Genomic DNA, 24734 nt, shown 5'->3' with positions numbered 1-24734 from the left:
TTTTCACCGTAGGCGCAAGCCACTTGGAGGTCCCTTGAGTTGCACAAGCATCATATTGCGCTGGGGCTAGCTGCCCCCTCGACCGTCTCCGCTTCCTCGGTTGCCGGAGCTCTCGATATTGCCAAGCGGAAGCCGGTCCAGCCGGTTACGCTGATTCGTCCCCACGCCGCGGCGCGGGCCGCCCGATTCTTCGTCGAGAAGTTTCCGGGCCGGTCGATGTATGCGGTGAAGGCGAATCCGTCGCCCGAACTGATCCGCACCCTGTGGGATGCGGGCGTGACGCATTACGACGTCGCCTCGATCGCCGAGGTGCGGCTCGTCGCACGGTTGCTGCCCGACGCCACGCTGTGTTTCATGCACCCGGTGAAGGCCGAGGAAGCGATCCACGAGGCGTATTTCACGCACGGCGTGCGCGTGTTCAGCCTCGACAGCCTGGAAGAGCTGGAAAAGATCATGCGCGCGACCGCCAGCAGGGATGGGCGCGATGCGACCGACCTGACGCTGTGCGTCCGGCTGCGCGTGTCGTCGGAGCATTCGAAGCTGAGCCTCGCGTCCAAGTTCGGCGTCGCCCCGCACGAGGCGAAGCCTTTGCTGTTCGCGGCGCGTCAGGCGGCGGATGCGCTCGGCATCTGCTTCCACGTCGGGTCGCAGGCGATGGCGCCCGAGGCCTATACGCAGGCGCTGGAGCGCGTGCGTGCGGCGATCGTCGATGCGGCGGTGACCGTGGACGTGATCGACGTCGGCGGCGGGTTCCCCTCGTCCTATCCGGGCATGGAGCCGCCCCCGCTGGAGCGGTATTTCGACGCGATCCACCGTGCGTTCGAATCTTTGCCGGTCAGCTATTCGTCCGAATTGTGGTGCGAGCCGGGTCGCGCGCTCTGCGCCGAATATGCATCGCTGATCGTGCGCGTCGAAAAGCGCCGCGGGAACGAGCTGTTCATCAACGACGGCGCGTATGGCGCGCTGTTCGATGCGGCGCATATCGGCTGGCGCTTTCCGGTCACGTTGCTGCGCGAACCGGAGTCGACCGTGCGCGATCATCCGTTCTCGTTCTACGGCCCGACCTGCGACGATCTCGATCACATGGCGGGGCCGTTCGAACTCCCCGCCGACGTGGTGGCGGGCGATTATATCGAGATCGGGATGCTCGGCGCGTACGGTTCGGCGATGCGCACCGCGTTCAACGGCTTCGGATCGGACGAAACGGTGATCGTCGAGGACGAACCGATGGCCTCGCTGTACCTCGACGAGGACGAGCAGGTCGCGTCGAACGTCGTCACGCTGTAACGAGCCATTGCAATTGAACGGTCGTCCCCGCGCAAGCGGGGACTCATGGGCTGACGTTCGGCCATGGGTCCCCGCTTGCGCGGGGATGACACGGAAGGATTTGAAATGACCGACACCCTCGCCCCGAACGACACCCGGCCAAACGACCAGAGAAAAGCCGAACTGCTGTCCAAGCAGGTCAAGCATATCGACATCACCAGCTTCGACGCGCGGCCGATCGTCGATGCGATGGCGGACATGAGCTTCACCAGCCGCGACCTGGGCCGCGCGACCAGCATCTACAACCAGATGCTGGCGGACAAGGATTGCACGATCGTGCTGGTGATCGCCGGATCGACCAGCGCGGGCGGGTGCATGGACCTCTATGCGGAGCTCGTCCGCAACAACATGGTCGACTGCATCGTCGCGACCGGCGCGACGATCGTCGACATGGATTTCTTCGAAGGGCTTGGCCACAAGCATTATCAGGCGCTCGAGGTGCCCGACGATGACACGCTGCGCTCGCTGCTGATCGACCGCATCTACGATACGTACATCGACGAGGAGCAGCTCCAGCACGTCGACCATACGATCTTCGAGATCGCCGAGACGCTGGAAGCCAAGCCCTATTCGAGCCGCGCGTTCATCCGCGAGATGGGCAAATATCTGGTCGAGCACGGCAAGAAGGACAACAGCCTGGTCAAGCTGGCGTACGAACATGACGTGCCCATCTTCTGCCCGGCGTTCGTCGATTCGTCCGCGGGCTTCGGGCTGGTCAAGCATCAGGTCGATTCCGCAAAGGCGGGCAAGCCGTACATGGTGCTCGACGCGATCGCCGATTTCCGCGAACTGACCGACATCAAGATCAAGGCTGGCACCACGGGCCTGCTGATGATCGGCGGCGGCGTGCCGAAGAACTTCATTCAGGATACAGTGGTGTGCGCCGAAATCCTCGGCCATGACGATGTCGCGGTTCATAAGTACGCGGTGCAGATCACCGTCGCCGACGTCCGCGACGGGGCGTGCTCATCCTCGACGCTGCAGGAGGCGGCAAGCTGGGGCAAGGTGAACACCGGCATCGAACAGATGGTGTTCGCCGAAGCCGGTTCGGTCATGCCGCTGCTGGCCAGCGACGCGTACCACCGCGGGCACTGGAAGGACCGCGCCAAGCGCAAATGGGCGACGCTGTTCGCCGATTGATACTTAGGAGTAGCTGACGATGGCCAAGGGTGAACTGTTCGAACGCCATCGTCAGCCGTGGACGACCGACGAAATCCAGAAACTGCACACGCTGGCCAAGAAGGGCATGGCGCTGAAGGCGATTTCAAAGGCGCTGAAACGGTCCGAGGAATCGACCAAGGACCGTGCGAAGGCGGACGGGCTGGCGATCGCGAAATTGCGTTAGGTCACGCCGGACACGGCCGCGGCCCCAGCACCTTCGCCGCACCGACCAGCGACTGCACGCTGGATTGCCCGTCGGCATAGCGGATCGTCACGATATCGCCCTGCCGCAGATTGCTCCACAATTCGCGCAACTGCTTCGACCTGGCGGATTTGCCCAGTTCGATCCCGCCCCTCGCATCGGTGGCGAAACGCATTTCGTGCGATCCGCGTCGTGATGACGTCGTCAGTGTGATGGCGCTGTTCGCGGGCGGTTCCTTGCCGTCGATCTGGGTCATGATCGATGCGGTTCCGTCGGTCGTGCGGCAGTTGACCAGCAACGCGCCGCCGGTCGGCGAATCCCACGTGCCGGTCGAATATTCGCCGATCCCCTGACCGAACGAGAAGTTCCAGAAGCTCCGGCCGCCTTCGGCGAGCGCAGGCGACGAACCGATCAGCGCGAAGATGGCGATTGCTTCCAAGGGTTTCATGGGCATTCTCCAGACCTTGCGAACGATACCAACGTGAAACGATACCGCCGTGTTCCGCGTTCATCGCTCCGGCGTCGGGTCGCGCTCCACGGTCCAGATGTGGTTCTGCACGATCACCGACGCCACTGGCCGGCCACTAACATCGCGCGACGGTTTGAAGCGGAAGCGTTCGCGGATCAGGCGGCACGTCGTTTCGTCCAGGATCGCGCTGCCGCTGGAGCGCACGACGCTGCATTCGGGCACGCGCCCGTCGGTGGCGACCACATACCTTACTTCGACCGTCCCAGAATTGCCCGCGTCCGCCGCTGCCTCCGGGTAATCGCGGTCGCTGATTCGGCCCTTTGTCTGGCGCGGCGGCGTCTCGTCGCCCCCGCCGCCATCGCCGTCACCCCATCGTCCGCTACCGGTGCCGTCGCCGATCCCTCCCGCGCCGGTGCCCGGCCCCGCGATATCCGCCGCCCCCGCCGACGTTTCAAAACCCAGCCCGGCCTTTGGCGCGGCGAGCACCGGGGGCGGGATGATCAGCGGGACGATCGGCGGCGGCGCGACGATTTCCGACGCGCGCGCGCGCAGGTTCGGGGGCGAGGCTGCGCCCTCGGGCCGCTTGCTCTTCACTTCATGTGGCTTGGTGGTTGGCGGTGGTGGCGGTGCGGCCTCGGGCAGCGCGTCGAAGATCTTCAGGCTTTCGCCGATCGTCTGCGGCATTTTCACCGACAGCCCGGCGATCAAGACGTAGAGCAACACGCCCTGCACCAGCACCGCGAACAATGCGCCACGGACGCGTTCGTGCGGGTCGGTGTGACCGTAACCGGAGGCGGGAAACTCGTTCATTGCCGATTAGATGGTGGGCGAACGGCGATGAACCAGTGCTTGCGGCGGTCAGCCGAACAGCCGCTTCAAACTCTTCTCCAGCATCACGAACTGCCACAATGTCCGGCCATGCTCGGCGCGCCCGCTGCGATGCGCCTCGGCCATCCGCCCCAGCGCGTCGAGGTCGAACCAGCCGGTATCGCCCAGCATCTTCGATCTGCCCAGCGCCGCCGCCTCCGCCGCCAGCCCGCTGCGGAACCACGCGCTGACGGGGGTCACGAACCCCATCTTCGGCCGGTACAGGATTTCGCGCGGAAGATAGCGTTCCATCGCCTTCTTCATCAGCCACTTGCCTTCGCCTCTTCGCAAGCGAAGCGAAGCTGGCAGGGTCGCGGCGAATTCTACCAGCCGGTGATCGAGCAGCGGTTCGCGCGCCTCCAGGCTGACCGCCATGCTGGTGCGATCGGACTTGGTCAGGATGTCGCCGGGCAGCCAGATTGTCATGTCGGCATATTGCGCGCGGTCGATCGCGTCGAGCGCGGGAGCGTCGCGCATCGCGGCGACATAGCGGTCCTCGGCGCGATGACCGCCCAGCGAACGTTTCGCAGCGTCGGAAAACAACGCGTGCCGGATCGCGGGCGTCGTCACCCCGACCGAGCGGGCATAGGCTTCCGCGCTATCGTCGGCGAGCGCCAGCAATGTGGTCTTTGCGCGCAGCGGCCGCGGTGCCCAATCGGCCTTGGGATAGAGCCGCCCCAGCGTGCCGAACACTTTCGCGCGCAGATGCGGCGGGATCAGGCCGCGGACGCGTTCCTCCGCCGCCTGGAACCGATAACGGCGATACCCCGCCATTGCCTCGTCCGCGCCATCGCCCGACAGCGCCACGGTCACCGTCTCGCGCGCCAGCTTGCACACCTGATACGTTGCCAGCGCACTCGCATCGGCGAAGGGTTCGTCGAAGGCATGAACGAGCGTATCGATGAGCCCGAAATCGTCCGATCGCACCACGCGCGTCCGGTGATCGGTCGCGAAGCGATCCGCGACGGTCTGCGCGAACGCCCGCTCATCATGCCCCGCCTCGTCGAATCCGATCGTGCAGGTCTGCACGGCCTTCGGGCTCGCCTCCGCCATCAGCGCGACCACCGCCGAACTATCGACCCCGCCCGACAGGAATGCGCCGAGCGGCACGTCGGCGACCATCCGCGAACGGACCCCGTCGCGCAGCCGTTCGAGCAATTCCTCTTCCAGCGCCGCCGCCGATCCCCGCGCGCGATCGGCGAAGCTCAGCTGCCACCAGCGGCGCGGCTGCGGCATGGGCTTGCCGCGCTCGACCAGCAGGAAATGCGCCGCGGGCAGTTTCTTCACGCCTGCGACGATGCAGGCGTCGTCGGGGACGTAGCCTAACGCGAGATAGTCCTCTACCGCGCGGATATCGGGATTTCGCCGCACCAGAGGATGCGCCAGCAACCCCTTCAATTCTGACGCGAACGCCATCGCGCCGTCGGCGAGTTCGACGTAATAGAGCGGCTTCACCCCCATCCGGTCGCGCGCCAGGAACAGCGAATTGGTCCGCGCATCGTGGATCGCGAAGGCGAACATGCCGTTCAGCCGGTCCAGCAAAGACGGCCCCCACGCGCCGTATCCGGCCAGCAGCACCTCGGTATCGCCCTCGGTCCGGAACCGCGCGCCCTTCGCCTGCAATTCGGCGCGCAGATCGGCGAAATTGTAGATCTCGCCGTTGAATACGATCGTCAGCCCGGCGCTCTCGTAATGCATCGGCTGCGGCGATCCCGCGACGTCGATGATCGACAGCCGCCGATGCCCCAGCCCGACGCCGGGGGCGGTCCATACCCCCGACCCGTCCGGCCCGCGATGCGCCATCGCATCCGCCATGACGCGGACCCGCGCCGGATCGACCGGCTTGGGCGTGGCGGGGTAATACAGCCCCGCGATACCACACATCTACCGGATGCCGATCGCGTGGTCGGCGGCGCGGTCGACCGGGCCGAGGCTCCTGAGGAAGCGTTCGATCGCAGCCCCGGCGCGCGGTCCCTCGGCCGACAGATGCAGCGCCACCGCGGCGGGCGGACCGCCGAGCATTCGCGCCTCAAGCGTCGCGAGTTTCACCTTTTTATCGTCCCCCGTCACAATCCCGCCGAGCCGATACCATGTCGCGACGACACGCTCCACCGGCGTTCCGTCGCGCGCGGTCGCGGTGATCCGCATCGCCGATCCCCCCGCGATTTCGGGCAGATCGGCGACGCGCACCCAGCGATCGCCCTCGCGCAGCACGCCGGTGCCGAAGCCGACCAGCTCCTTGCCCTCATGCTGGCTGGCGAACGCCGCGATAGAGAGGTCGACCGCCACGCCCTGCGCATCGACATAGCGGCCGATCAGCAGATGGTCCGCGCCGGGATAGTTCGGCTGCCACGGCGCGGTCGCACTCAGCGGCGCACGAGTCCAATTGGAGACCTCGGGCAGGGCCATCCGCGTGGGCGACACCTGCGTCCGCGCTCCGATCGCGCTCGCCCACGCCGGAAAGATTGCGGCGGTCGTCAGGATCAAGGCAGCGGCGACGCCCATGTCGATCCGCCCGAACCGCGGTTGCGGCAGGCTGGCGGGATCGAACGCCGCATCGTCGGGTGCGCGGTCGAACCAGCGCCAGCCGATCGCCATCACCAGCGCCATGACGACGCCGAAGAAAATCCACCCATAGACGATATGGTCGAACCCGGTGGCCGCCTCGACGCTGGTCAGATGCGCGGCATAGATCGTCCCGAATGCGCGGACGCCATTGGCCAGCACGGGCACGACCAGCGCGACGACCATAAACACCGCCCGCCGCTTCCACGACCGGAAACAGACGTTCGCGACCAGCACGCCATAGGCCAGCATCGCGATGACGAACTTCGCGCCCGAACACGCCTCCGCGACCTCGAACCAGTAACGCCCGGCGTGGATCAGCACCCCGTCGACCACCGCGGGGACGCCGAATAGATGAAGCAGCGGCATGACGATCTCGACCGTCACCGCCTGCAACGGCGGCTCCAGCTCCTCGCCAAACGGGACCATGAAAAACGCGTAGGCCAACGGGAACAGCAGCCCGCGCGCGACCTGCGCGCCGAGCAGCGTCACGACCGCGCCCTGCAGCATCATCACCAGCCCGAGCTGCCGCGCGAGCGCTACCCCCGCCGCATCGCCCAGCAGCCAGCCGAAACCGCCCGCCGCGACGATCAGCAATCCGGGCGACAACGCCTGCGGGGTCAGTCGCGCCAGTTCCGTGCGACGGTTCCAGACGAGCCAGCCGACGACCGGCGCGATGAACAGGCAATGCCCGAAGGTCGTGCTCGTCCACCAGATATGGACCAGATCGCCGACATCGCGGCGGAACAGCGCGAGGATGATCGCTGCGACCACCGCCAGCGTGACGAGCGGCCTACGCCAGGCGACTTCGTGACCGAACGCGCGCGGCAACGCCACCGTCACGCCGCAACGCTTTCCGGTGTTTCCAGTCCCAGCAGCCCGTCGAACGGCGCGAGGCAGGCGTCCCAGCCGTAGCGCGCGATCACCCGCGCGCGCGCAGCCGATCCCAGCGCCGCGGCGTTTCCGGGGTCAGCGATCAGTTGCTGGACGATGCTGGCGAACGATGCCGCATCATCGGCGATGCGGATCGTGCCGGCGTGGTCGATCCCCTCTCCTGCGGCGTGCGTTGCGACGACGGGGCGCGCCATCGCCATCGCCTCCAGCACCTTGTTCTGGATGCCGCGCGCCAGTTTCAGCGGCGCAACGACGACTGTCGCGGCGGCGAGCCAGCCGCGCACGTCCGGAACCTCGCCGGTCACGACCACGCGATCGTTCGCCAGCGCGCGGACCGCCGCGGTCGGCGCGCGGCCGACGATCGCGAAGCGTGCGGTCGGGATCAGCGGCAGGATGTCACGCGCGAACCACGTCACCGCATCGATGTTGGGGCGGTAATCCATCTGTCCGGTGAAGACGATCAGCGGCTGCGCCTGTTCGATCCGCGCGAACGCGCCGGACGGGTCGAAGGCATCGGTGTCGATGCCGTTTTCGACCGCGATGCCGCCCGGCAGCAACGCCGCCTCGGGCGCGCTGACGAACAGGCTGGCGTCAACCCGCGCCGCGACCTGTCGCTCGAACGCCCCGAGCAGCCGCGCTTCGCGCCGCATCAGCCAGCGTTTCGCGCCCGTAGCATCGTCGGCGTAGGCAGCGAACTTGGCCGAATCGAGATCGACGAAATCCATGATCGCGCGCGGGCCGCGAACAGGCAGATGCGCTGGCAGATACTGGGCCATCTGCCCCGAAAAGACGTAGATCGCATCGATCGGACGGCGCGCGAGAATGTCCGCCACCGCCGCCGCGATGCGCGGATCGGCGAAGGCGGTCAGCGACAGTGGCTTCCCGCTCACCAGCGCCTCCGCCCCGGTACGCGCGCGCGATTTGGTCCGCGGCACGATCACGCATTCGTCGACCATCGCGCGGAATCGCGGCGCGGGTTCGACCTCGGCCGCGCTGTCGGCGAACGCCACCAGATGCACCGTCGCGCGCGCGCTCAGATGCTTCAGGATGTGAAAGCTCCTGATCCGGTCGCCGCGGTCGGGCGGGAACGGCGCGCGGTGCGCGAGGAGCAGGATCTCGCTCACCCCAGCCCCCGGCTGATCCACGGCCCGATCAGGTTCGCGATCGGCAGCGGCAGGCGCTTCCACGTCCGCACCATCAGCGCATATTTCGGGTTCAGCGGATTGATGTCGCGCTTCGCCCCTTCGCTCCACGACGCATAGGACAAAGGTCGCGGCTCAAAGCCCCAGTTCTTCTTGAACGCCGCAGGGCCACTCCCCGCCTTCGACCGCCCGAAATCGAACCGTGTGCAGCCTCGTGCTCGTGCATGGCTCATCAGTGCGAAATACATCCGGTCGTTCGCGCGCAATCCCCGCGCCGCCGCCGTCCCGCCACCCCAATAGGGATAGACGATACCGTTGAAATATAACGACAGGACGCTCGCGACCGCGCGATCTTGATGACGCACGGTCAGGATATTGGCGTCCATCGCCGCCAGCATCTCGCGGAACAACGCGCGCGGAAATGCCGGCGTGCCGAGGTTACGGACTGATTCGGCGTAGATCGCATAATGTTCGCGGGCGAATGTGGGGTCATTGCCCGTCACGACCTCCAGATCGTTCGCCAGCGCCTTGCGCACCTCCGCGCGCTGCTTGCGCGGGATGGCGAGCAGTTCGGCTTCGTCATCCGCGACAAGATCGCGCGCAAAGCCGAGCGAGGTCGTATCGTCGATCGCCCAGCCGGCCGGTGCAGGCCCGCCGCGCAATTCGACCGACGGATAGCCGAACGCGCGCGCCGCGGCGGCAAGTTCATCCGCCCCTTCCCCCAACACCCCGCCGTCCACCCCGAACCCGGTCGAGACGAGTGCCCGGCCGACCAGCGCCGAATGCATCGCGGTCAGCGGCAGGTATCCGACGATGACGCCGTCGCGCTCTGCGATCAGCAGATGGGCCTTCTGCCCACACGCCCGCTCGACCGCACGCGACCATGTCGGAAGATGGAAGGGGGTGGCGTCAGGGTGCGCACGAACGAACACTTCGATGCGAGCATCGTCGCCCTCCCCCGCCTCTCGCACGGCAAGCCCCGCCCGCACCGCCGCATAAGCGTTCACCGCGCGATCTCCCGCGCCGCGACCGCGTCCACGCGTCCCCATTCATGTCGCGCGATCAGCCCGCGCAATTTCCCCGCCATCGCACCCAGGCGGCTGTAGTGCCGCACGCGCGACTTCAGCGGTGCGCCCTCAACACGTGGCTGGCCGGGATCGACTTCCCACGGATGGAAATAGAAGATGCCCGCGCGGTCCTGCGCATTGACCTGCCGCACCGCGAAATCGGTCAGCGCGGCGGGCAGCAGGCGAAAAAAGCCGCCGCCGGTCGCCATCCGCCGCCCCGCGACTTGGGCCACCGTCACCGGCAATTCGATCAGCGCCGAATCGCTCCGCGGCCGCCAGGCAAAGCGCGGCGAATCGCGCCAGCCGTAGTGGTCGTGTGCGACCGGCGCGACGCTGGAGGAATAGGCATAACCTTCCTCCGCCAGCACGATATGCGCCCACGGCGTGCGCTGATCGATCGAGAAACTCGGCGCGCGATAACCCGTGACCTTCACCCCGCCCGCATTCTCCAATGCGCCGCGCGCGCGCGCTAGGTCGGCGCGAAATTCGTCGGCGGTCATCGTGAAGACGCGTTGATGGTCCCAGCCGTGGCTGGCGATCTCATGCCCCTCGGCCACGATGCGGCGGATTAGCGCCGGGTGCCGATCGGCCACCCAGCCCAGCGTAAAAAACGTCGCCTTGACCCCGCTCTCGGCGAACAGGTCCAGCACCGCCCCGGTATTGTGCTCCACGCGCGGCGCGTACCGGGGCCAGTCGGCCTTTGCGATCGTGCGCTCGAACGCGCCGACCTGAAAATATTCCTCGACGTCGACCGACAGTCCGTTGAGCATCGCTACGCCGCGGCGCCGCGCACCGCCTCCCGCCTGGCGTTGTTGGGCGCAGCCTCGCCCTCGACCCAATCGACCAGCAGGGTCAGCACGCGCCGCAACGCCGCATCCTGCTCCTCGATCCGCGCCTCCAGCGCCGCCATGCGATCGGCAAGGCCCGAATCCACCGGCGGCGTGCCCAGCTTGGCCTCCAGCGCGGCGAGCCGCAGCGCGATATCGCTCTCCGCAGCCGGAGCAGCGACCGCAAACGGCTTCTTCACGACCGGCGGCGCGACCGGCGTGTCGCGCGCCGCATCGGCCCGCACCGCGTTGATGAGCGCGGCGTCAATCAACGTCGCATCGGTGATCGCGGCGTGGAGCATCACGCGCCCCATCAACTGGTTCAGCCGCCGCGGCACGCCGTCGGTGGCGCGGAACAGCACCGGAAACGCATCGTCGGCGAAATCGGGATTGCCCCGCCATCCCGCCACCTGCAGCCGGTGGCCGACATAGGTCGCGATCTCGTCCGGCCCCATCGGGTCCAGATGATGCAGCGCGATCACCCGCTGCCGAAGCTGCTCCAGCGAATCCGATCCGTGCAGCCGGTCGCGAAATTCGGGCTGGCCGAGCAGGAAAATCTGCAGCATCGCATGGCCGCCGGCCTGAAAATTGGACAGCATCCGCAGTTCTTCCAGCGCCGACACCGGCAGCGCCTGCGCCTCGTCGACGATCAGCAACGTGCGCCGCCCGGTACGCGCCACCGCGTGCAGCCCGCGCTCGATCGACTTCAGCAATTCGGCCTTCGACAGCCCTTCGCCGTCCACGCCCAGCCCGGCGGAGACGATCCGCAGCAGATCGTCGGCCTCGATCGCGCTGGACACGATATGGATCGGGTTCAGGTTCGCCGGGTCGATCATCTTCATCAGATGCCCGACCAGCGTCGTCTTCCCCGCGCCGATATCGCCGGTGATGACGATGAAGCCCTCGCCCTGCGCCAGCCCATAGCCGAGGTACGCCATCGCTTTGCGATGCGTAGCAGTATCGACCCAGAATTTAGGGTCCGGCGTCAGCTGGAACGGTTTGTCGCTCAGCCCGAAATGTTCCTCGTACATCCTTGCTTTCCCTAGAATGTATAGCGTGCGCCGAACAGCGCCTGAGCCGACCATTGGCTGTCGAAGCCCTCTTGGTCGAAAGTATAGACGCCGATCGACGCCAAGGTGCCGAGCCGTCCGAACTGATGGCTGTAGGTGCCCGATGCGCCCGCGCCGAAGACGCCGTCCGCCCCCGCGAGTCCGCTCTGATACCAGTTGCCGTACAGGTTCAGGTCGAGCTGCGAAGCGCGGGTGAGCGATCGCGACCAGAAGGCCTGCGCGTAATAGCTTTCGTCGGTCACCCCGAACACGGTGATGCCGGGGCCAACATCAGGCGCGTTCAGCTTGCGGTTCGAATACCCCGCGCCAAGGCCCATGCTGGTCCGCCCGCGCACGGTGGAAACCACCGCGTCGATGCCGCGCGCGCGATAGCTGGCGGTGGAGATCGACTGGAACGCGTCGTTCAGGCAGCTTCCCGCCCCGCTTGTACCAGGCTGGGAAGCGAAGATGCACCCGCCGAACTGCTGACCGAACGGATCGGGCCGCGTCTGGAACTGCGTCGGCGCATCGCGCAAGCCATCGCGCAACTGACGCCCGAACGTCTCGATCCCGTCATAGACGAGGACATTCAGGCCGGTATCGCGCTGGAATTGCCACGCCAGGCTGCCGTAATAGGTTTCGCCGCCGTAGCGCCAGCCTGCGTTCGCCTGCAGTTCCAGCCGCGGCGATGGCCGCCATATAACGCCCGCGTCGTAGATCAGGCCGTCGGTGTTGTACGCGATGCGCTGCGGCGAATTGGGATCGGTGACGAAGCGGCCGTTGCGGTCGAGCACCGCATCGCCGTTCGCGTCGACCAGCGCGTCCTTCTGGCTCGCCTCGATCTTCTCATACCCGACGCCGCCGCGGATCGCGACGGTTCGGCTGACCGGCAGCACGACGTCGCCGCGGCCGTAATAGCCCTCGTATTTCTGGTTCAGCTGCCCGGCGCGTTCCAGTTCATATGCGCCGCTGATGGTAACGCCGACCGGCAGTACCGTGCCAGCCGCCGTGCCGACCGAGGCGGTTGCGACGACGCCCTTCGAATCGTCATAATAGTCCAGCCGCGGCTGCCCCGGTCCGACGCCGGTGGCGTTCGGAACCTCGACCTTGGTGTAGCCGACGCCGAGCCCCGCCGCGACCTGCACCGGTCCGACCGTCTTCGACAGCGTCGGCCCGGCATAGACCGAATAGACCTGCGTCACGTTGTCGACATTGCCGACGAAATTGCCCGGCGCGGACCCGCGGATGTCGCTGCGCGCGCGTGTCGCCAGCGCACCCGCCTCGAAATTCAGCCCGCGACCGTCGTTGATTCTCGCGCGCGCCAGTCCGGAATGAACGTCGCCGTCGGCGATCCGGTCGTCCCATTCGATCCGCCGTTCGTAGCGATAGCTGACCTGCGCCTCGACATTGCGCCCCTGCACGCCCGCATCGATGCCGACTGCGATCTGCGAATAGGTCACGACATCGTCGTTCGACAGGTCCGCGTCGACGATCTGCGCCAGTTCAATATACGGCTGGATATAGCGCGATTTCTGCGACGTCTGGGCGTGCGCGGGGGCGCTGCCCGCCGCAACCGCCGCGATGGCGAGGACGATGGTCCGAGGCACGGTCACTTCTCCTGCCCGTAATAGCTGCCGAACCGGCCACGGCCGGGTTCGTAGGAAACCGAATTGAGGATCAGGCTGATCTGGTCGCAGCCATCGAGCAGGTTCACCGCCTCCCGAACGTCGCTTTCGGTGGTGCGATCCGCGCGCACCACCAGCATCACCTGCCCGACCAGCAGCGCCAGCACAGAAGCAGGTGAGGCCGCCAGCGCGGGCGGGGTGTCGAACACGATGATCCGCTTCGGATTCGCCGCGAGCAACCGGTCGAGCATCACGCCCGTCCGATCGCTGGCGAGGAGTTCGGTGTCGGCGTGCGTCCGCTTGCCCGCAGGAAGCAGGCTCAGTTGCGGCACGTCGGTGCGCACGATGCAGCTTTCGGGATCGAGCGTAGAGTCGCCGAGGATATCGAGAAAGCCGAGCGAATCATCCAGGCCGAGCGTCGCCATGACGTCGGGTTTGGCGAAATCGCCGTCGACCAGCAGGATCTCCACGTCCTTTTCCGCCGACAGCGACAGCGCCAGATTGATCGCGCAGAACGTCTTGCCCTCGCCCGGTTTGCCCGAACCGACCAGGATCGTCCGCGCGCGCTGCTTCAACGGTCCTTCGCTGACCGCGCGAGCATTGAGCAACAACTGCCTCTTGATAAGGCGAAATTCTTCCGCCAGCGCCCCCACCGGGGCGCCAGGGACCAGCATCCCCTTTTCCGCCAGCATGATGCGGTCGATCGCGGCGATGTTCGCCGGCGCGGCCCATTCCGGAAGCAGGTCGATCGGCGACGGGGTGTATGCCCGACCCTCGGCTCGCCCTGAGCTTGGCGAAGCGTTCGCGCGCTCGGCCACAGGTTCGTCCGCGACCGGTTCGACAGGCTCGGGACGAACAACGGTGGTGGCAGTTTCGTCGGATGAAACCGCGCTCGGCCCACGCAGATGCGCCCCGAAATCATAGACCCGCGCGGCGCGCTCGATCAGCGATTCCTCGGCAGGTTTCGTTGCCCGGTTCATGCCGCCATCCCCCGCTGGAGCATCTCGACGCCCAGCAGCGCAACGTAACTTACGCCCAGCGCGCCGACGCCGCCCGCAAACCACTTCAGCCGCTTCGCACGTTCTTCAGACTGGATGCGCGTCAGCATCTCGCCGACCTGACCGATCACGTTCATGCCCGACGCGATCTCCAGCCGCTGCGCGGTCGGGAAGGTCGCCTGCACCTTCGCCATGCCGAAGGCCGCGCCCAGCCCGCCGAGCAGCCCGGCGATCAACACGCCGGTCAGCAGCATCGGGCGGTTGGGCGCGATCGGCGTGCGCGGCGACGTTGGCGGATCGATGACGCTGAACTTGACCGAATCGGTTTGCGTTTGCGCCTGGCTGCGCAAATTGGTCTGCTCACGCTGTGCGAGCAATTGGTCATACTGCGCTTTGAGGACGGTATAATTCCGGTCGATCTCGCCCTGCTCCGCGGCGACCGCGGGATCGTCGGCCAGCTTTGCGTTCAACGTGTCGAGGTCACCCTGCAGCTGGCTCTTGCGCATTCTGAGCGCCGACACGCTCGCCTGGCGATCGGCCTGCATCGACTGCAGCGACAGATAGGCCGGGTTCGATACGCCCCCGCCGCCCGCGCCAACCGGCTCGCCCTTCGCCGCCGCCAGCGCCTGCGCCAGTTGCGTCTTCAGCGCGACCACGTCGGGGTGGCTTTCGGTATAGCCGCGCCCGCGCGCATCGGCGAGCTGGCCCTGGATCGCCGCGACGCGCGCGCGCGCCGGGCCGACGCCGGGCGCAATCCCCGCGCCTGCGACCGTCGCGGGGGTTCCCGCCATCTGCCCCTGCAGCGCGGCCAGGCTCGACTGCGCCGCGGCCAGATCGTTGTCGACCTGGCTCATCTGCGCACGCGCCGCGCCGATCCGGTCGGCGACCGAACCCGTGCCCGGCAGCGACCCGAGATAGCGGTTCTGGAAATCGGCGCGCTTGGCCTCCGCATCCTGCAATTTCGTGCCGAGCGACTTCAATTGCTGATCGAGGAAGGTCAGCGTCTGGCTGCTCTGCGACCGGTCATCCGACAGGTTCGTTTCGACGAAGATGTCGATCAGCTTCTGCGTGATCGATTTCGCCAGCGCCGGGCTGGATGAAGTGGTCGTGATCTCGAACAGATTGTCCTGCTGCGCGGTGATCTTGATCGCTGTGGCGAGGCCAGCGACGCGGTCCGCGATGTCGCGATCGGTAGCGACGGTCTTCGCCAATTCGGTGCCGCGGACGACCTTCTCAAGGTTCACCGCCGACGTCAGCGTCTGCCGCACCGTGTCCACGTCGCGCTGCTGATCGTTCAGCTGCGTCCCGTCGACGCCCGCGGGCAGGACCGATCGCATCTGCACGAAGACGCGAGCGCGCGATTCGTAGCGGCTCGGGATCTGGCTGACGACCAGCCAGCCGAGCACGCATACGCCCCACGCCACCGCCAGCGCGAGCCAGCGGCGCGTCCACATCGCGTGCACCGCGATCCTGAGTTCCTCGTAAAGACCGGTCACGCCATCAACCTCAGAACATGCTCTCGGGGATGATGATTACGTCGCCGGGTTCCAGCTTCACGTTCGCACTGGCGTCGCCGTCCTTCAGCAGGCGGTTCACGCGCAGCTGATATTCGCGCTGCTTGCCGGTCGCGCGGTCGTAGCGGATCAGGCGCGCCTTGTTGCCCGCGGCATATTCGCTGAGGCCGCCGACCGCGATCATCGCGTCGAGCAGCGTCATGTTCGCGCGGTACGGCAGCGACGCGGGCTTCTCCGTAGCGCCGACGATGCGGACCTGCTGACTGTACGTACCGCTGAAATTCTCGACGATGACCGAGACGATGGGATCCTTGATATATTCCCCCAGCGCCAATTTCATGTCGGCCGCCAGCATCGACGGGGTCTTTCCCACCGCGGGCATGTCGCTGATCAGCGGCGTCGTGATGCGGCCGTCAGGGCGGACCTGCACCTTCGACGACAGTTCGGGATTGCGCCACACGAAGATCTGCAGCGAATCGAGCGGGCCGATGATATATTCCTCGCCCGGCTGCTCCTTCGACGCCACGAACGAAGCCGGCGGCAGTTCGGTCAACGCACCGCCGCCGCTGCCCATGCAGCCGGTGAGCGCAGTCGATGCCAGAGCCGTCGCCAGCAAGCCTCTGGTGAACCCCGAGAAACGCATTCGAACCTCCATCGCTCGCGGGTGCCGCCAAGGAGACGTCTCTCCAACGGGTCGCGATCAGCCTTGGCTATGCGATGAAGAGGTGAAGATAGCGTTTAGGAAGCGGTTGCGAGAACCTCGATCGGCGCGGGATGGCCGAGGAACGCGGTCGGACTGGCGGTGACGCCATACGCCCCCGCCAGGAAGATCGCGATGACGTCACCCACGTCCGCGCGGGGCAGTGCGACGCGATCGGCGAGACGGTCGAGCGGGGTGCACAGGCAACCGACGACCGATACAGTTTCGGTCGCCTCCGCGCCCGTCGCGTGCGCCACGGCGACCGGGTAATTCCGCCGCACGACGGTGCCGAAATTGCCGCTGGCGGCGAGTTGATGGTGCAGGCCGCCATCGACGATCAGGAAGGTCTCGCCACGGCTTACCTTCCGGTCGACGATGCGCGTCAGATACACCCCGCATTCGCCGACCAGCCAGCGGCCGAGTTCGATCGCGAACCGCGTTTCCGCGAGGATTGATGCGCGTGACGCCAAGCCGTCGGACAGCGCATCGCCGATCCGGCCCAGATCGACCGGCGTGTCGCCCGCGAAATAGGGAATGCCGAAACCACCGCCGAGATTGACCAGCGGAGGCGATGCGCCTGCTTCGTCGGACAGCCGGGCGGCGAGCGCCAATGTGGCTGCCTGGGTCTCGACGATCGCCTCGCTGTCCAGCGCCTGGCTCCCGGCGAAGATGTGGAAGCCGCGCCAATCGGCCTCCGCGTCGCGAATCTCGCGCACCAGCGCCGCGGAACGCTCGGCGTCGATCCCGAACGGCGACGGCCGCCCGCCCATCTTCATGCCCGATCCGCGGAGTTCGATGTCCGGATTTACCCGCACCGCCAGCCGTGGCGCGATCCCCAGCCGATCGCCGATCGCGAAGGCGCGCCGCGCCTCGCCCTCGGATTCGACGTTCAACGTCGCACCCGCGACGATCGCGACCTTTAGTTCGGCATCGCGCTTGCCCGGCCCGGCGAAGCTGATCGACGCCGCGGGTTTGTGGTCGAGCGCCAGCGCCAGTTCACCTCCCGACGCCACGTCCAGCCCGTCCACCAGCGGCGTTATCGCCGCGAGCAGGGGTGCGTAGGGATTGGCCTTCACCGCGTAGTGCAGATCGACACCGGCGGGCATCGCCGATCGAAACAGTGCGATGCGCGCCGCGATGATTGCGGGGTCATAGACGAAGACCGGCGATCCGTATTGCGCAAACCATTCGGTTGCGGTCCGGCCAGCGATCGTCAGCGATCCGTGTTGATAGGCGAACTCGGGGGGCAGCGGGCCAAAGGGTTTCGTCACGCATTCCCCCGGATTTCTCGTGTCAGCGCAGCGCGGTCCAGCTTGCCGTTCGCATTACGCGGCAGATCGGCGCGCCAGTCGATCCGCGCCGGTTGCATGAAATTGGGGAGGTCGCGCTTCAATCGTTCACGCAGGCGAACCTCTCCCGAAGCATCGCCCCGCGCCACGACGACGATCGCCTGCCCCAGCCGCGCGTCGGGAACGCCGATCGCAACCGCCTCCGTCGCTTCGCCGCCCGCGGTCACGACCTCCTCGACTTCGGCCGGGCTGATGCGGTTGCCCGCGCTCTTGATCATCTCGTCGTCTCGCCCGACGAAGCGCAGCAGGCCTTCGGCATTCGCGATCACCGTATCGCCGGACCACACCGCCGTGCCGCCATAGCGGGAAAAGTCGGGCGCGGGGCGGAAGCGCTGCGCGGTCCGCTCCTCGTCGCGCCAATAGCCCTGCGCGACCAGCGGCCCGGCGTGGACCAGTTCGCCCGCCTCGCCCGCCGCTGCCTGCGTCCCGTCGAGGCGAACGACCAGCACCTCGGCGTGGGGGATGGCGCGGCCGATCGATTCGGGGTGCGCATCGACCAGCGCTGGCGGCAGATACGTCGACCGGAACGCCTCGGTCAGCCCGTACATCGGATAAAGATCGGCATTCGGGAATTTCGCCCGAAGATCGCGCACCATCCGCACCGTCAACGCTCCACCCGAATTGGTCAGCCGCCGCAGCCGCGCCACAGTCTCGACGGGCCAATCGGACTCCAGCAACTGCGTCCACAACGGCGGTAAGCCTGCCAGCGTCGTAGCCTCAACGCGCTCAACCGCCTTCACCACGTCGCGCGCGGTCAGATAATCGAGCGGCGCAACCGCCGCCCCTGCCGCCCACGTCGAGAACAACTGGTTCTGACCGTAGTCGAAGCTGAGCGGCAGCACGCCCAGAATGCAATCATCCGTTTCTATCTCAAGGTAATAAGCGACGCTGTTCGCACCGAGCCACATATTTGCGTGGCTCAGCATCACCCCCTTCGGTCGTCCGGTCGAGCCGGAGGTATAAAGGATCGCCGCCAGCGAATCAGGATCAGCCGAGGACCGCGGGAGCGCGTCGCCTGCGCCCGCTTCGATGACGACGATCGCCTCCGCCGCATCCCCCGTCTCCAGAGTCGCCGCCCGCGCCTCCTGCGTCAGCAGCAGCGCCGCGCCGCTGTCGGCCAGGATATGCGCGACCTGCGCGCGTTTCAGCAGCGGGTTGATCGGCACGTGGACCAGCCCCGCCCGCGGCGCGGCAAGCGGGATCAGGCACGCCGCGCGCGTCTTAGGCAACCACGTCGCCACGCGTGATCCCGGTGCCAAACGGTGATCCGCCAGCCAGCCCGCCAGCCGCGCCACCGCATCCTCGACCGCGGCATAGGTCAGCACGCCGCCACGCTCGATCAGCGCAGGCGCTTGCGGGTCACCCGCCAGCACATGGTCGATCGGACGCGGAACGGGGTCGAGGGTCACCATTACCCCCTCATAGCCGCAGGACGTTGCGGAATTCATCCCCCCGTCCTAACGCGCCCCGCAAGTGGTGACGCTAGGGGACAAATGTGATTCCTGAAGGATCGAACGAGGTTTCGGCGACGGTGCGCGCGGTGTTGCGAGACGTGCTTGGTCTGTCGGCCGACCGCGTCGCGGCGTTCCACGATCAGACGCCGCTGTTCGGCGCGCTGCCCGAACTCGATTCGATGGCGGTCGCAGGCGTGCTGACCGAACTCGAGGACCGGCTCGGCATCGTGATCGAGGACGACGAGGTCGATGGCGAAATGCTGGAGACGTTCGGCGCGCTAAAGGCCTTCGCCGTCGGCAAGGCGCTGGTCTGACCGCGTTCCGCATCGCGGACTATCAGTGGCGCGGCGGGCGCGAGGCGATGCTGCGCTTTGGCCCGGACACCGGCCCCACGGTGATCGCGGCGCTGCCGCTGTTCGAGGAAGCGAACCGGACGCGGGCGGCGATGGTCGACGTGTTGCGGCGGCTGGCGGCGCACGGGATCGGCGGCGCGCTGCCCGATCTGCCGGGGACGGGCGAGAGTCTGGTCGAGACGCGCGATGCGACGCTCACCGATTGGCGCGAGGCCTTCGCCGCGGCGGCTGCGACGCTGCCTGAGCCGCTGCACATCGTCGCGTGGCGTGGAGGCGTGTTGGTCGATGTCGGCGCGGTCGCTGCTGGTAGATGGCATCTGGCCCCGACCGATGGAAACGCTTTAGTTCGCGAGTTGATGCGGGTTCGCGATCTAGGTGGTTCAGACGATTACGCCGGGAACCTGATATCTGACAGTATGATTTCCGAAGTGCAGAATGCGAGTTCGAACGCGTCTGGAACCCGCACCGTTCGGCTCGCGAGTGATCCCCGCCCCGCCGATGCGCATATCCCCGGCTCACCCTTGTGGCGCGCGAGCGAACCCGGAACGGACGCCGCGTTGCAGGCGGCGATCGCAGACGACATCGTGCGCTGGATCGCCTCATGCGCCGATTGATCGCATTCGATTGCGCGGACGAAACGCTGGTCGGCACACTCGACGAGGCTGCGGGCGTGACGGGTCTGCTGATCATATCGGGCGGCAATGAAATCCGCGCCGGAGCGCATCGCGGGATGGCGCTGATGGCTGCTCGACTGGCGTCGGAGGGCACGCCCGTCTTCCGATACGACCGCCGCGGCGTGGGGGATTCGACCGGACCTAATACCGGCTATGAAGATGCGCGCGACGATCTGATCGCCGCGGTCGACACGTTCCGCGCCAACGCGCCGAAGGTCACCCGCATTGTCGGCTTCGGCAATTGCGATGGCGCGACGACGCTGGCGCTATTCGGGCGTGCGGCGGGGATCGACGCGGGGATCCTCGCCAATCCCTGGGTGGTCGAGACGACCGACGCCCTCCCGCCCCCTGCCGCGATCCGCGCGCGCTATGCGGCGAAGTTGCGCGATCCGCGCGAATGGTGGCGACTGGCGCGGGGGGATGTGTCGATGGTCAAATTAATCAGTGGATTACGACGGATATCGACAAAAGCGAATGAAGATCAAAGCCTGTCTGAGCGAGCTGCGCGGGCGATCGCGGGCTGGAGTGATGATGCGACGGTCGTGCTAGCCAAGGATGACGCGACCGCGCTCGCATACGTCGATGCCGCGCGTCGCGCCAACATCGCGCCGCGGACGATCACGATTGATACCGCCTCCCACAGCTTCGCCCGTTCCGGCGATGCCGCGTCGCTGGAAGCGGCGATACTCGACGCGCTTTCCCGCTAAATCCACCTCCCCGGCGAAGGCCGGGGCCCAGTCGCTTCGAATGTCGTTGCGACGCGTATCGCGCGCCAATGATCTTCGGTGAAACTGGGCCCCGGCCTTCGCCGGGGAGGATTAACCTACTCCGCCGCCTCCTGAAGCTCCGCGAAGTCCGCCGCCGCCAGGAACTTCTCCGCATCCAGCGCCGCCATGCAGCCGGTGCCCGCCGCGGTCACCGCTTGGCGGTAAATCTTGTCCATCACGTCGCCGCACGCGAACACGCCGGGCACGTCGGTGCGGGTCGATCCCGGTTCGACCGCGATATAGCCGTCCGAGTCGAGTTCCAGATGCCCGCGGAACAGCTCGGTTGCGGGATGATGGCCGATCGCGACGAAGCCGCCCTCCACGTCCAGCCGCGAATGTTCGCCCGTCACCGTGTCCTTCAGGTCGAGCGCCACCAGCCCCGCGGTCCCGCCGCCGTCGACGAATTCGCGCACTTCCTTGTTCCAGATCACGCTGACGTTCGGGTGCGCGAATAGCCGTTCCTGCAGGATCCGTTCGGCGCGCAGCGAATCGCGGCGGTGGATCAGCGTCACGTGCGGCGCGTGATTGGTCAGGTACAACGCCTCCTCCACCGCGGTGTTGCCGCCGCCGATCACCGCGACGTTCTTGCCACGGTAAAAGAAGCCGTCGCACGTCGCGCAGGCCGACACGCCCTTGCCCTTCAAGGCATCCTCGCTGTCGAGTCCCAGCCATTTCGCCTGCGCGCCGGTGGCGATCACCAACACCTCGCCCTCATACACGTCGCCGCCGTCGCCGATCAGCCGGAACGGGCGCTGCGAAAGGTCCACCTCGGTGATCGTGTCCCACATCATCCGCGTGCCGACATGCTCGGCCTGCGCCTGCATCTCCTGCATCAGCCACGGACCCTGGATCACCTCGCGGAAGCCGGGGTAGTTTTCGACGTCGGTGGTGGTGGTCAGCTGGCCGCCGGGCTGGATGCCCTGGACGACGATCGGGGCCATCCCGGCGCGCGCGCCATAGATGGCGGCGGACAGCCCCGCGGGGCCGGAGCCGAGGATGAGCATCTTGGTGGTGTGCGTGGTCATGGTTCGCCATTTAGGGAGCGACGCACGACTTGGAAACCGCGCGTTGCATGGGGGCGATAGTCCTGCTTTGGTCGCCCCATGACCGACTTCGCCACTCTGCTCCAGCCCGACCGCGGCCAACCCGCCCGCACCATCCACGTCGTCCATCCCGATGGGTGGGACACATGGCTGTCGGCGCAATCGCCACGCACGCGCACAGCGGTCGCCGCGCATGGGTTGAAAGGCAAGCCCGGCAACCGCGCAGTGCTGCCCGGAGACAGCGCGGACGATTGGGCGATGCTACTGCTGTGCAACGAGGATACGACCTCGCCGTGGCGGATCGCCTCACTCGGCGACGGCCTGCCCGAGGGGACGTACCGGCTGGCCGAGGGCGAGCCGGGTGCGGCGATGCTCGGCTGGTGCCTCGCCCAGCACCGGTTCGACCGATACCGCAAGCCCGACGATCGCGGCCCGCGCGTGTTGCTGACCAGCGAACCCGCGCGGATCGAGGAGACGGTGCGGCTGGCCGAGGCGACCGCGCTGGTCCGCGATCTCGTCGATACCGGCGCATCGGATCTCGGCCCGGCCGAACTCGCCGACGCGGTGGAGCGCCTCGCGAAACGCCATGACGCCATGGTCACGATCACGAAGGGCGATGCGCTCGCCACCGGCTATCCGATGATCCATACCGTCGGCATGGCGGCGAGCAAGGACCGCGCGCCGCGGCTGATCGAGCTCGAATGGGGCGACCCGAAACATCCGCGAATCGCGCTGGTCGGCAAGGGCGTGTGCTTCGATTCCGGCGGGCTGAACATCAAGCCTGGCTCGGGGATGCGCGCGATGAAGAAGGACATGGGCGGCGCGGCGCATGCGCTGGCGCTGGCTGGCCTCGTCATGGCGGTGAAGCTGAAGGTCCGCCTGCACCTGCTGATCCCCGCGGTCGAAAATGCGATTGCCGGCAATGCCTTTCGGCCCGGCGACGTGTTGAAGACACGCAAGGGCCTGACGGTCGAGAACACCAATACCGACGCGGAGGGGCGGCTGGTGCTGGGCGACGCGCTGACCAAAGCGGTCGAGGGCGATCCGGCGCTGATCCTTGATTACGCGACGCTGACCGGCGCGGCGCGGGTGGCGCTGGGGCCGGACCTGCCGCCGCTGTTCGCGAACGACGATATACTCGGCGACGAACTGCTCGCGGCGGCGGGGGCGGTGCATGATCCGTTGTGGCGGATGCCTTTGTGGGACGGGTATGAGGACATGCTGAAGTCAGACGTCGCCGATCTGGTCAACGCGCCGGACAGCGGCTTTGCGGGCGCAGTGACCGCGGCGCTGTTCCTTCGCCGATTCGTCCCAAGCTCGATCCCCTGGGCGCATATCGACACATTCGCGTGGCGACCGTCCGCCAAGCCGGGACGCCCCAAGGGCGGCGACGCGCTGGGACTGCGCGCGGCGTGGGCGGTTTTGAAGGCCCGTTACGGCTGACGAGTCATTCGACCACCACCGCGCCCTTCATGCCGAAGGTCGAATGCAGGAAGTGGGTGCAGCGCACATCATACCGGCCAGCGGCAGGCGCAATCAGATGCACGTCGCGCGCCTCCCCGCCCTTCAGCTTCACCGCGCCCCCCTGAACCGATGCCGCATCCGCGGGGGCGACGCGCGCGGCGGCGAAGAATTGCTTCGCGGCAAAGTCATGCCCGCCGTCCGACGCGTTAACGAAGTGCAGCACATAGGCCACGCCGTGTTTCAGCCGGATTTCCGGCGGCTCGAACTTGAAGCTCTTCAACGTGATGTCGACGCGCTGTTCCGGCGTCTGCGCGACGACCGGGGATGCGAGCAACACGGCGAGCGCCAGCAACGACAAACGCATGGTCCGTCTCCTCACCCCCCGGCATCCGCGCAATCTACACCGCGGCGCGCGTTTGCGGTAGCGCCGCTTCGATGATCGGCACGAATTTCGCCGCGGTCAGGCTCGCTCCGCCGACCAGCGCGCCATCGACGTTAGGTGCGTGAAGCAACGCCGCGGCGTTGTCCGCAGTGACCGATCCGCCATAGAGGATACGCACGCCTTCTCCCTCTTCGCCCAGCAATTCGACCAAGGTCCGCCGGATCGCGGCGTGCATCGCCGCCACGTCGTCGACGGTCGCGGTCCGCCCCGTGCCGATCGCCCAGATCGGCTCGTACGCGATCGCCAGCCAGTCTCCGCCCGCGCCATCGGGCAAGGACGCGCGAACCTGCGCAGTCACCACCGCCTCGGCATCGCCCGCCTCGCGCTGATCAAGCGTTTCGCCGACGCACAGGATCGCGTCCATCCGGTGCCGCAACAGCGCCTCGGCCTTGGCTTTCACCTCGGCGTCCGTCTCCCCCTGCCCGGCGCGGCGCTCGGAATGGCCGACGATCGAGAACACCGCCCCCGCCTCCTTCGCCATCGGCGCGGAGATGCAGCCGGTATGCGCGCCGCTGTCGGCGGAATGCACGTCCTCCGCCCCGATCCCGAACGACGCCCGCGCCGCGGCGGGGGCGATCAGCGTCGCCGGAACCGCGACCGCGACATCGACCGCGCTGCCCCCCCCTGCTCCAGTGATCGCCGCACCGATCGCGTCCAGCTCGGCCAGGCTCGCCAGCGTCCCGTTCATCTTCCAATTGCCCGCCACTAGTTTGCGCATGATCCCTCCCGGATGTGTTTGCCGGGGCGATAGCGGGGACGTTCGCTTGATGCCACCGCATGTC

Annotated in this window: 24 protein-coding genes; 7 read left to right on the top strand and 17 right to left on the bottom strand. The window is 67.1% G+C overall.

The window, feature by feature from the left end; genetic code table 11:
• Positions 1-39: 39 nt before the first annotated feature.
• From M0208_RS17405 to M0208_RS17395, 3 genes are all read left to right on the top strand, one after another.
• Positions 40-1287, top strand: a complete 1248-nt coding sequence (locus tag M0208_RS17405) for a type III PLP-dependent enzyme (protein WP_258892924.1) — start codon at positions 40-42, stop codon at positions 1285-1287.
• Between the two features lie 105 nt (positions 1288-1392).
• Complete coding sequence (locus M0208_RS17400; RefSeq protein ID WP_258892923.1) at positions 1393-2466, top strand: 1,9-bis(guanidino)-5-aza-nonane synthase; 1074 nt, start codon at positions 1393-1395, stop codon at positions 2464-2466.
• A 19-nt stretch (positions 2467-2485) separates the two neighbouring features.
• On the top strand, positions 2486-2671 hold the full coding sequence (locus tag M0208_RS17395; protein WP_258892922.1) for a hypothetical protein: 186 nt from the start codon (positions 2486-2488) through the stop codon (positions 2669-2671).
• Position 2672: 1 nt separating this feature from the next.
• Here the strand turns inward: M0208_RS17395 and M0208_RS17390 are convergent, their stop codons facing one another.
• From M0208_RS17390 to M0208_RS17325, 14 genes are all read right to left on the bottom strand, one after another.
• Positions 2673-3137, bottom strand: coding sequence for a hypothetical protein (locus tag M0208_RS17390; RefSeq protein ID WP_258892921.1), 465 nt, complete (start codon positions 3135-3137; stop codon positions 2673-2675).
• A gap of 60 nt (positions 3138-3197) precedes the next feature.
• Positions 3198-3968 (bottom strand): energy transducer TonB, encoded by a 771-nt coding sequence (locus M0208_RS17385; protein WP_258892920.1) that lies wholly within the window; start codon positions 3966-3968, stop codon positions 3198-3200.
• A gap of 48 nt (positions 3969-4016) precedes the next feature.
• On the bottom strand, positions 4017-5909 hold the full coding sequence (locus tag M0208_RS17380) for an XrtA/PEP-CTERM system amidotransferase (RefSeq protein WP_258892919.1): 1893 nt from the start codon (positions 5907-5909) through the stop codon (positions 4017-4019).
• On the bottom strand, positions 5910-7433 hold the full coding sequence (gene xrtA, locus M0208_RS17375; protein WP_408988118.1) for an exosortase A: 1524 nt from the start codon (positions 7431-7433) through the stop codon (positions 5910-5912).
• Positions 7430-8608: a TIGR03087 family PEP-CTERM/XrtA system glycosyltransferase gene (locus tag M0208_RS17370; protein ID WP_258892918.1), complete on the bottom strand. Its 1179-nt coding sequence runs from the start codon at positions 8606-8608 to the stop codon at positions 7430-7432. The genes xrtA and M0208_RS17370 overlap by 4 nt, the downstream gene beginning before the upstream one ends.
• Entirely contained in the window at positions 8605-9675 is a 1071-nt protein-coding gene (locus tag M0208_RS17365) for a FemAB family XrtA/PEP-CTERM system-associated protein (protein WP_258892917.1), read from the bottom strand. Before M0208_RS17365 ends, M0208_RS17370 begins: the two co-directional genes overlap by 4 nt.
• Entirely contained in the window at positions 9630-10463 is an 834-nt protein-coding gene (locus tag M0208_RS17360; RefSeq protein ID WP_258892916.1) for an XrtA system polysaccharide deacetylase, read from the bottom strand. The genes M0208_RS17365 and M0208_RS17360 overlap by 46 nt, the downstream gene beginning before the upstream one ends.
• 2 nt (positions 10464-10465) lie before the next feature.
• The gene (locus M0208_RS17355) at positions 10466-11551 is read right to left on the bottom strand and encodes an ExeA family protein (protein ID WP_258892915.1); all 1086 of its coding nucleotides are present in this window, start codon (positions 11549-11551) and stop codon (positions 10466-10468) included.
• Between the two features lie 11 nt (positions 11552-11562).
• Positions 11563-13176 carry a hypothetical protein gene (locus tag M0208_RS17350; protein WP_258892914.1) on the bottom strand — a complete coding sequence of 538 codons (1614 nt, stop codon included), beginning with the start codon at positions 13174-13176 and terminating at the stop codon, positions 11563-11565.
• Positions 13177-13178: 2 nt separating this feature from the next.
• Positions 13179-14174, bottom strand: a complete 996-nt coding sequence (locus tag M0208_RS17345; RefSeq protein WP_258892913.1) for an AAA family ATPase — start codon at positions 14172-14174, stop codon at positions 13179-13181.
• Positions 14171-15688 carry an XrtA system polysaccharide chain length determinant gene (locus M0208_RS17340; protein ID WP_258892912.1) on the bottom strand — a complete coding sequence of 506 codons (1518 nt, stop codon included), beginning with the start codon at positions 15686-15688 and terminating at the stop codon, positions 14171-14173. The genes M0208_RS17345 and M0208_RS17340 overlap by 4 nt, the downstream gene beginning before the upstream one ends.
• Before the next feature lie 10 nt (positions 15689-15698).
• Positions 15699-16349 (bottom strand): XrtA/PEP-CTERM system exopolysaccharide export protein, encoded by a 651-nt coding sequence (locus tag M0208_RS17335; RefSeq protein ID WP_258892911.1) that lies wholly within the window; start codon positions 16347-16349, stop codon positions 15699-15701.
• 95 nt (positions 16350-16444) lie between these two features.
• The gene (locus M0208_RS17330; protein ID WP_258892910.1) at positions 16445-17677 is read right to left on the bottom strand and encodes a pyridoxal-dependent decarboxylase, exosortase A system-associated; all 1233 of its coding nucleotides are present in this window, start codon (positions 17675-17677) and stop codon (positions 16445-16447) included.
• Positions 17674-19167 carry an acyl-CoA ligase (AMP-forming), exosortase A system-associated gene (locus tag M0208_RS17325; protein ID WP_258892909.1) on the bottom strand — a complete coding sequence of 498 codons (1494 nt, stop codon included), beginning with the start codon at positions 19165-19167 and terminating at the stop codon, positions 17674-17676. Before M0208_RS17325 ends, M0208_RS17330 begins: the two co-directional genes overlap by 4 nt.
• A gap of 83 nt (positions 19168-19250) precedes the next feature.
• Between M0208_RS17325 and M0208_RS17320 the strand changes: the two genes are divergently transcribed.
• The 3 genes from M0208_RS17320 to M0208_RS17310 are packed head-to-tail and all read left to right on the top strand — an operon-like array spanning position 19251 to position 20943.
• Entirely contained in the window at positions 19251-19523 is a 273-nt protein-coding gene (locus tag M0208_RS17320; RefSeq protein WP_258892908.1) for an acyl carrier protein, read from the top strand.
• A 47-nt stretch (positions 19524-19570) separates the two neighbouring features.
• Complete coding sequence (locus M0208_RS17315) at positions 19571-20176, top strand: hypothetical protein (protein WP_258892907.1); 606 nt, start codon at positions 19571-19573, stop codon at positions 20174-20176.
• A complete protein-coding gene (locus tag M0208_RS17310; protein WP_258892906.1) occupies positions 20164-20943 on the top strand; it encodes a hydrolase 1, exosortase A system-associated in 780 nt (259 codons plus the stop codon). The genes M0208_RS17315 and M0208_RS17310 overlap by 13 nt, the downstream gene beginning before the upstream one ends.
• A 116-nt stretch (positions 20944-21059) precedes the next feature.
• Here M0208_RS17310 and trxB read toward each other — a convergent pair whose 3' ends face one another.
• Complete coding sequence (gene trxB / locus M0208_RS17305; protein ID WP_258892905.1) at positions 21060-22028, bottom strand: thioredoxin-disulfide reductase; 969 nt, start codon at positions 22026-22028, stop codon at positions 21060-21062.
• 78 nt (positions 22029-22106) lie between these two features.
• On the opposite strand from trxB, the gene M0208_RS17300 reads away from it, so the two are divergent.
• Entirely contained in the window at positions 22107-23489 is a 1383-nt protein-coding gene (locus M0208_RS17300; RefSeq protein WP_258892904.1) for a M17 family metallopeptidase, read from the top strand.
• Positions 23490-23493: 4 nt separating this feature from the next.
• On the opposite strand, the gene M0208_RS17295 is transcribed toward M0208_RS17300, so the two are convergent.
• Both M0208_RS17295 and tpiA read right to left on the bottom strand, forming a co-directional pair.
• Positions 23494-23874, bottom strand: a complete 381-nt coding sequence (locus M0208_RS17295; protein ID WP_258892903.1) for a cupredoxin domain-containing protein — start codon at positions 23872-23874, stop codon at positions 23494-23496.
• A gap of 34 nt (positions 23875-23908) precedes the next feature.
• Positions 23909-24670: a triose-phosphate isomerase gene (gene tpiA / locus M0208_RS17290; protein ID WP_258892902.1), complete on the bottom strand. Its 762-nt coding sequence runs from the start codon at positions 24668-24670 to the stop codon at positions 23909-23911.
• Between the last annotated feature and the right edge of the window lie 64 nt (positions 24671-24734).

The organism is Sphingomonas sp. SUN019, from assembly GCF_024758705.1.
Taxonomy (GTDB): domain Bacteria; phylum Pseudomonadota; class Alphaproteobacteria; order Sphingomonadales; family Sphingomonadaceae; genus Sphingomonas.
Note: the sequence above shows the minus strand (reverse complement) of the source record. Positions and strands in the feature narration are given on the sequence as shown.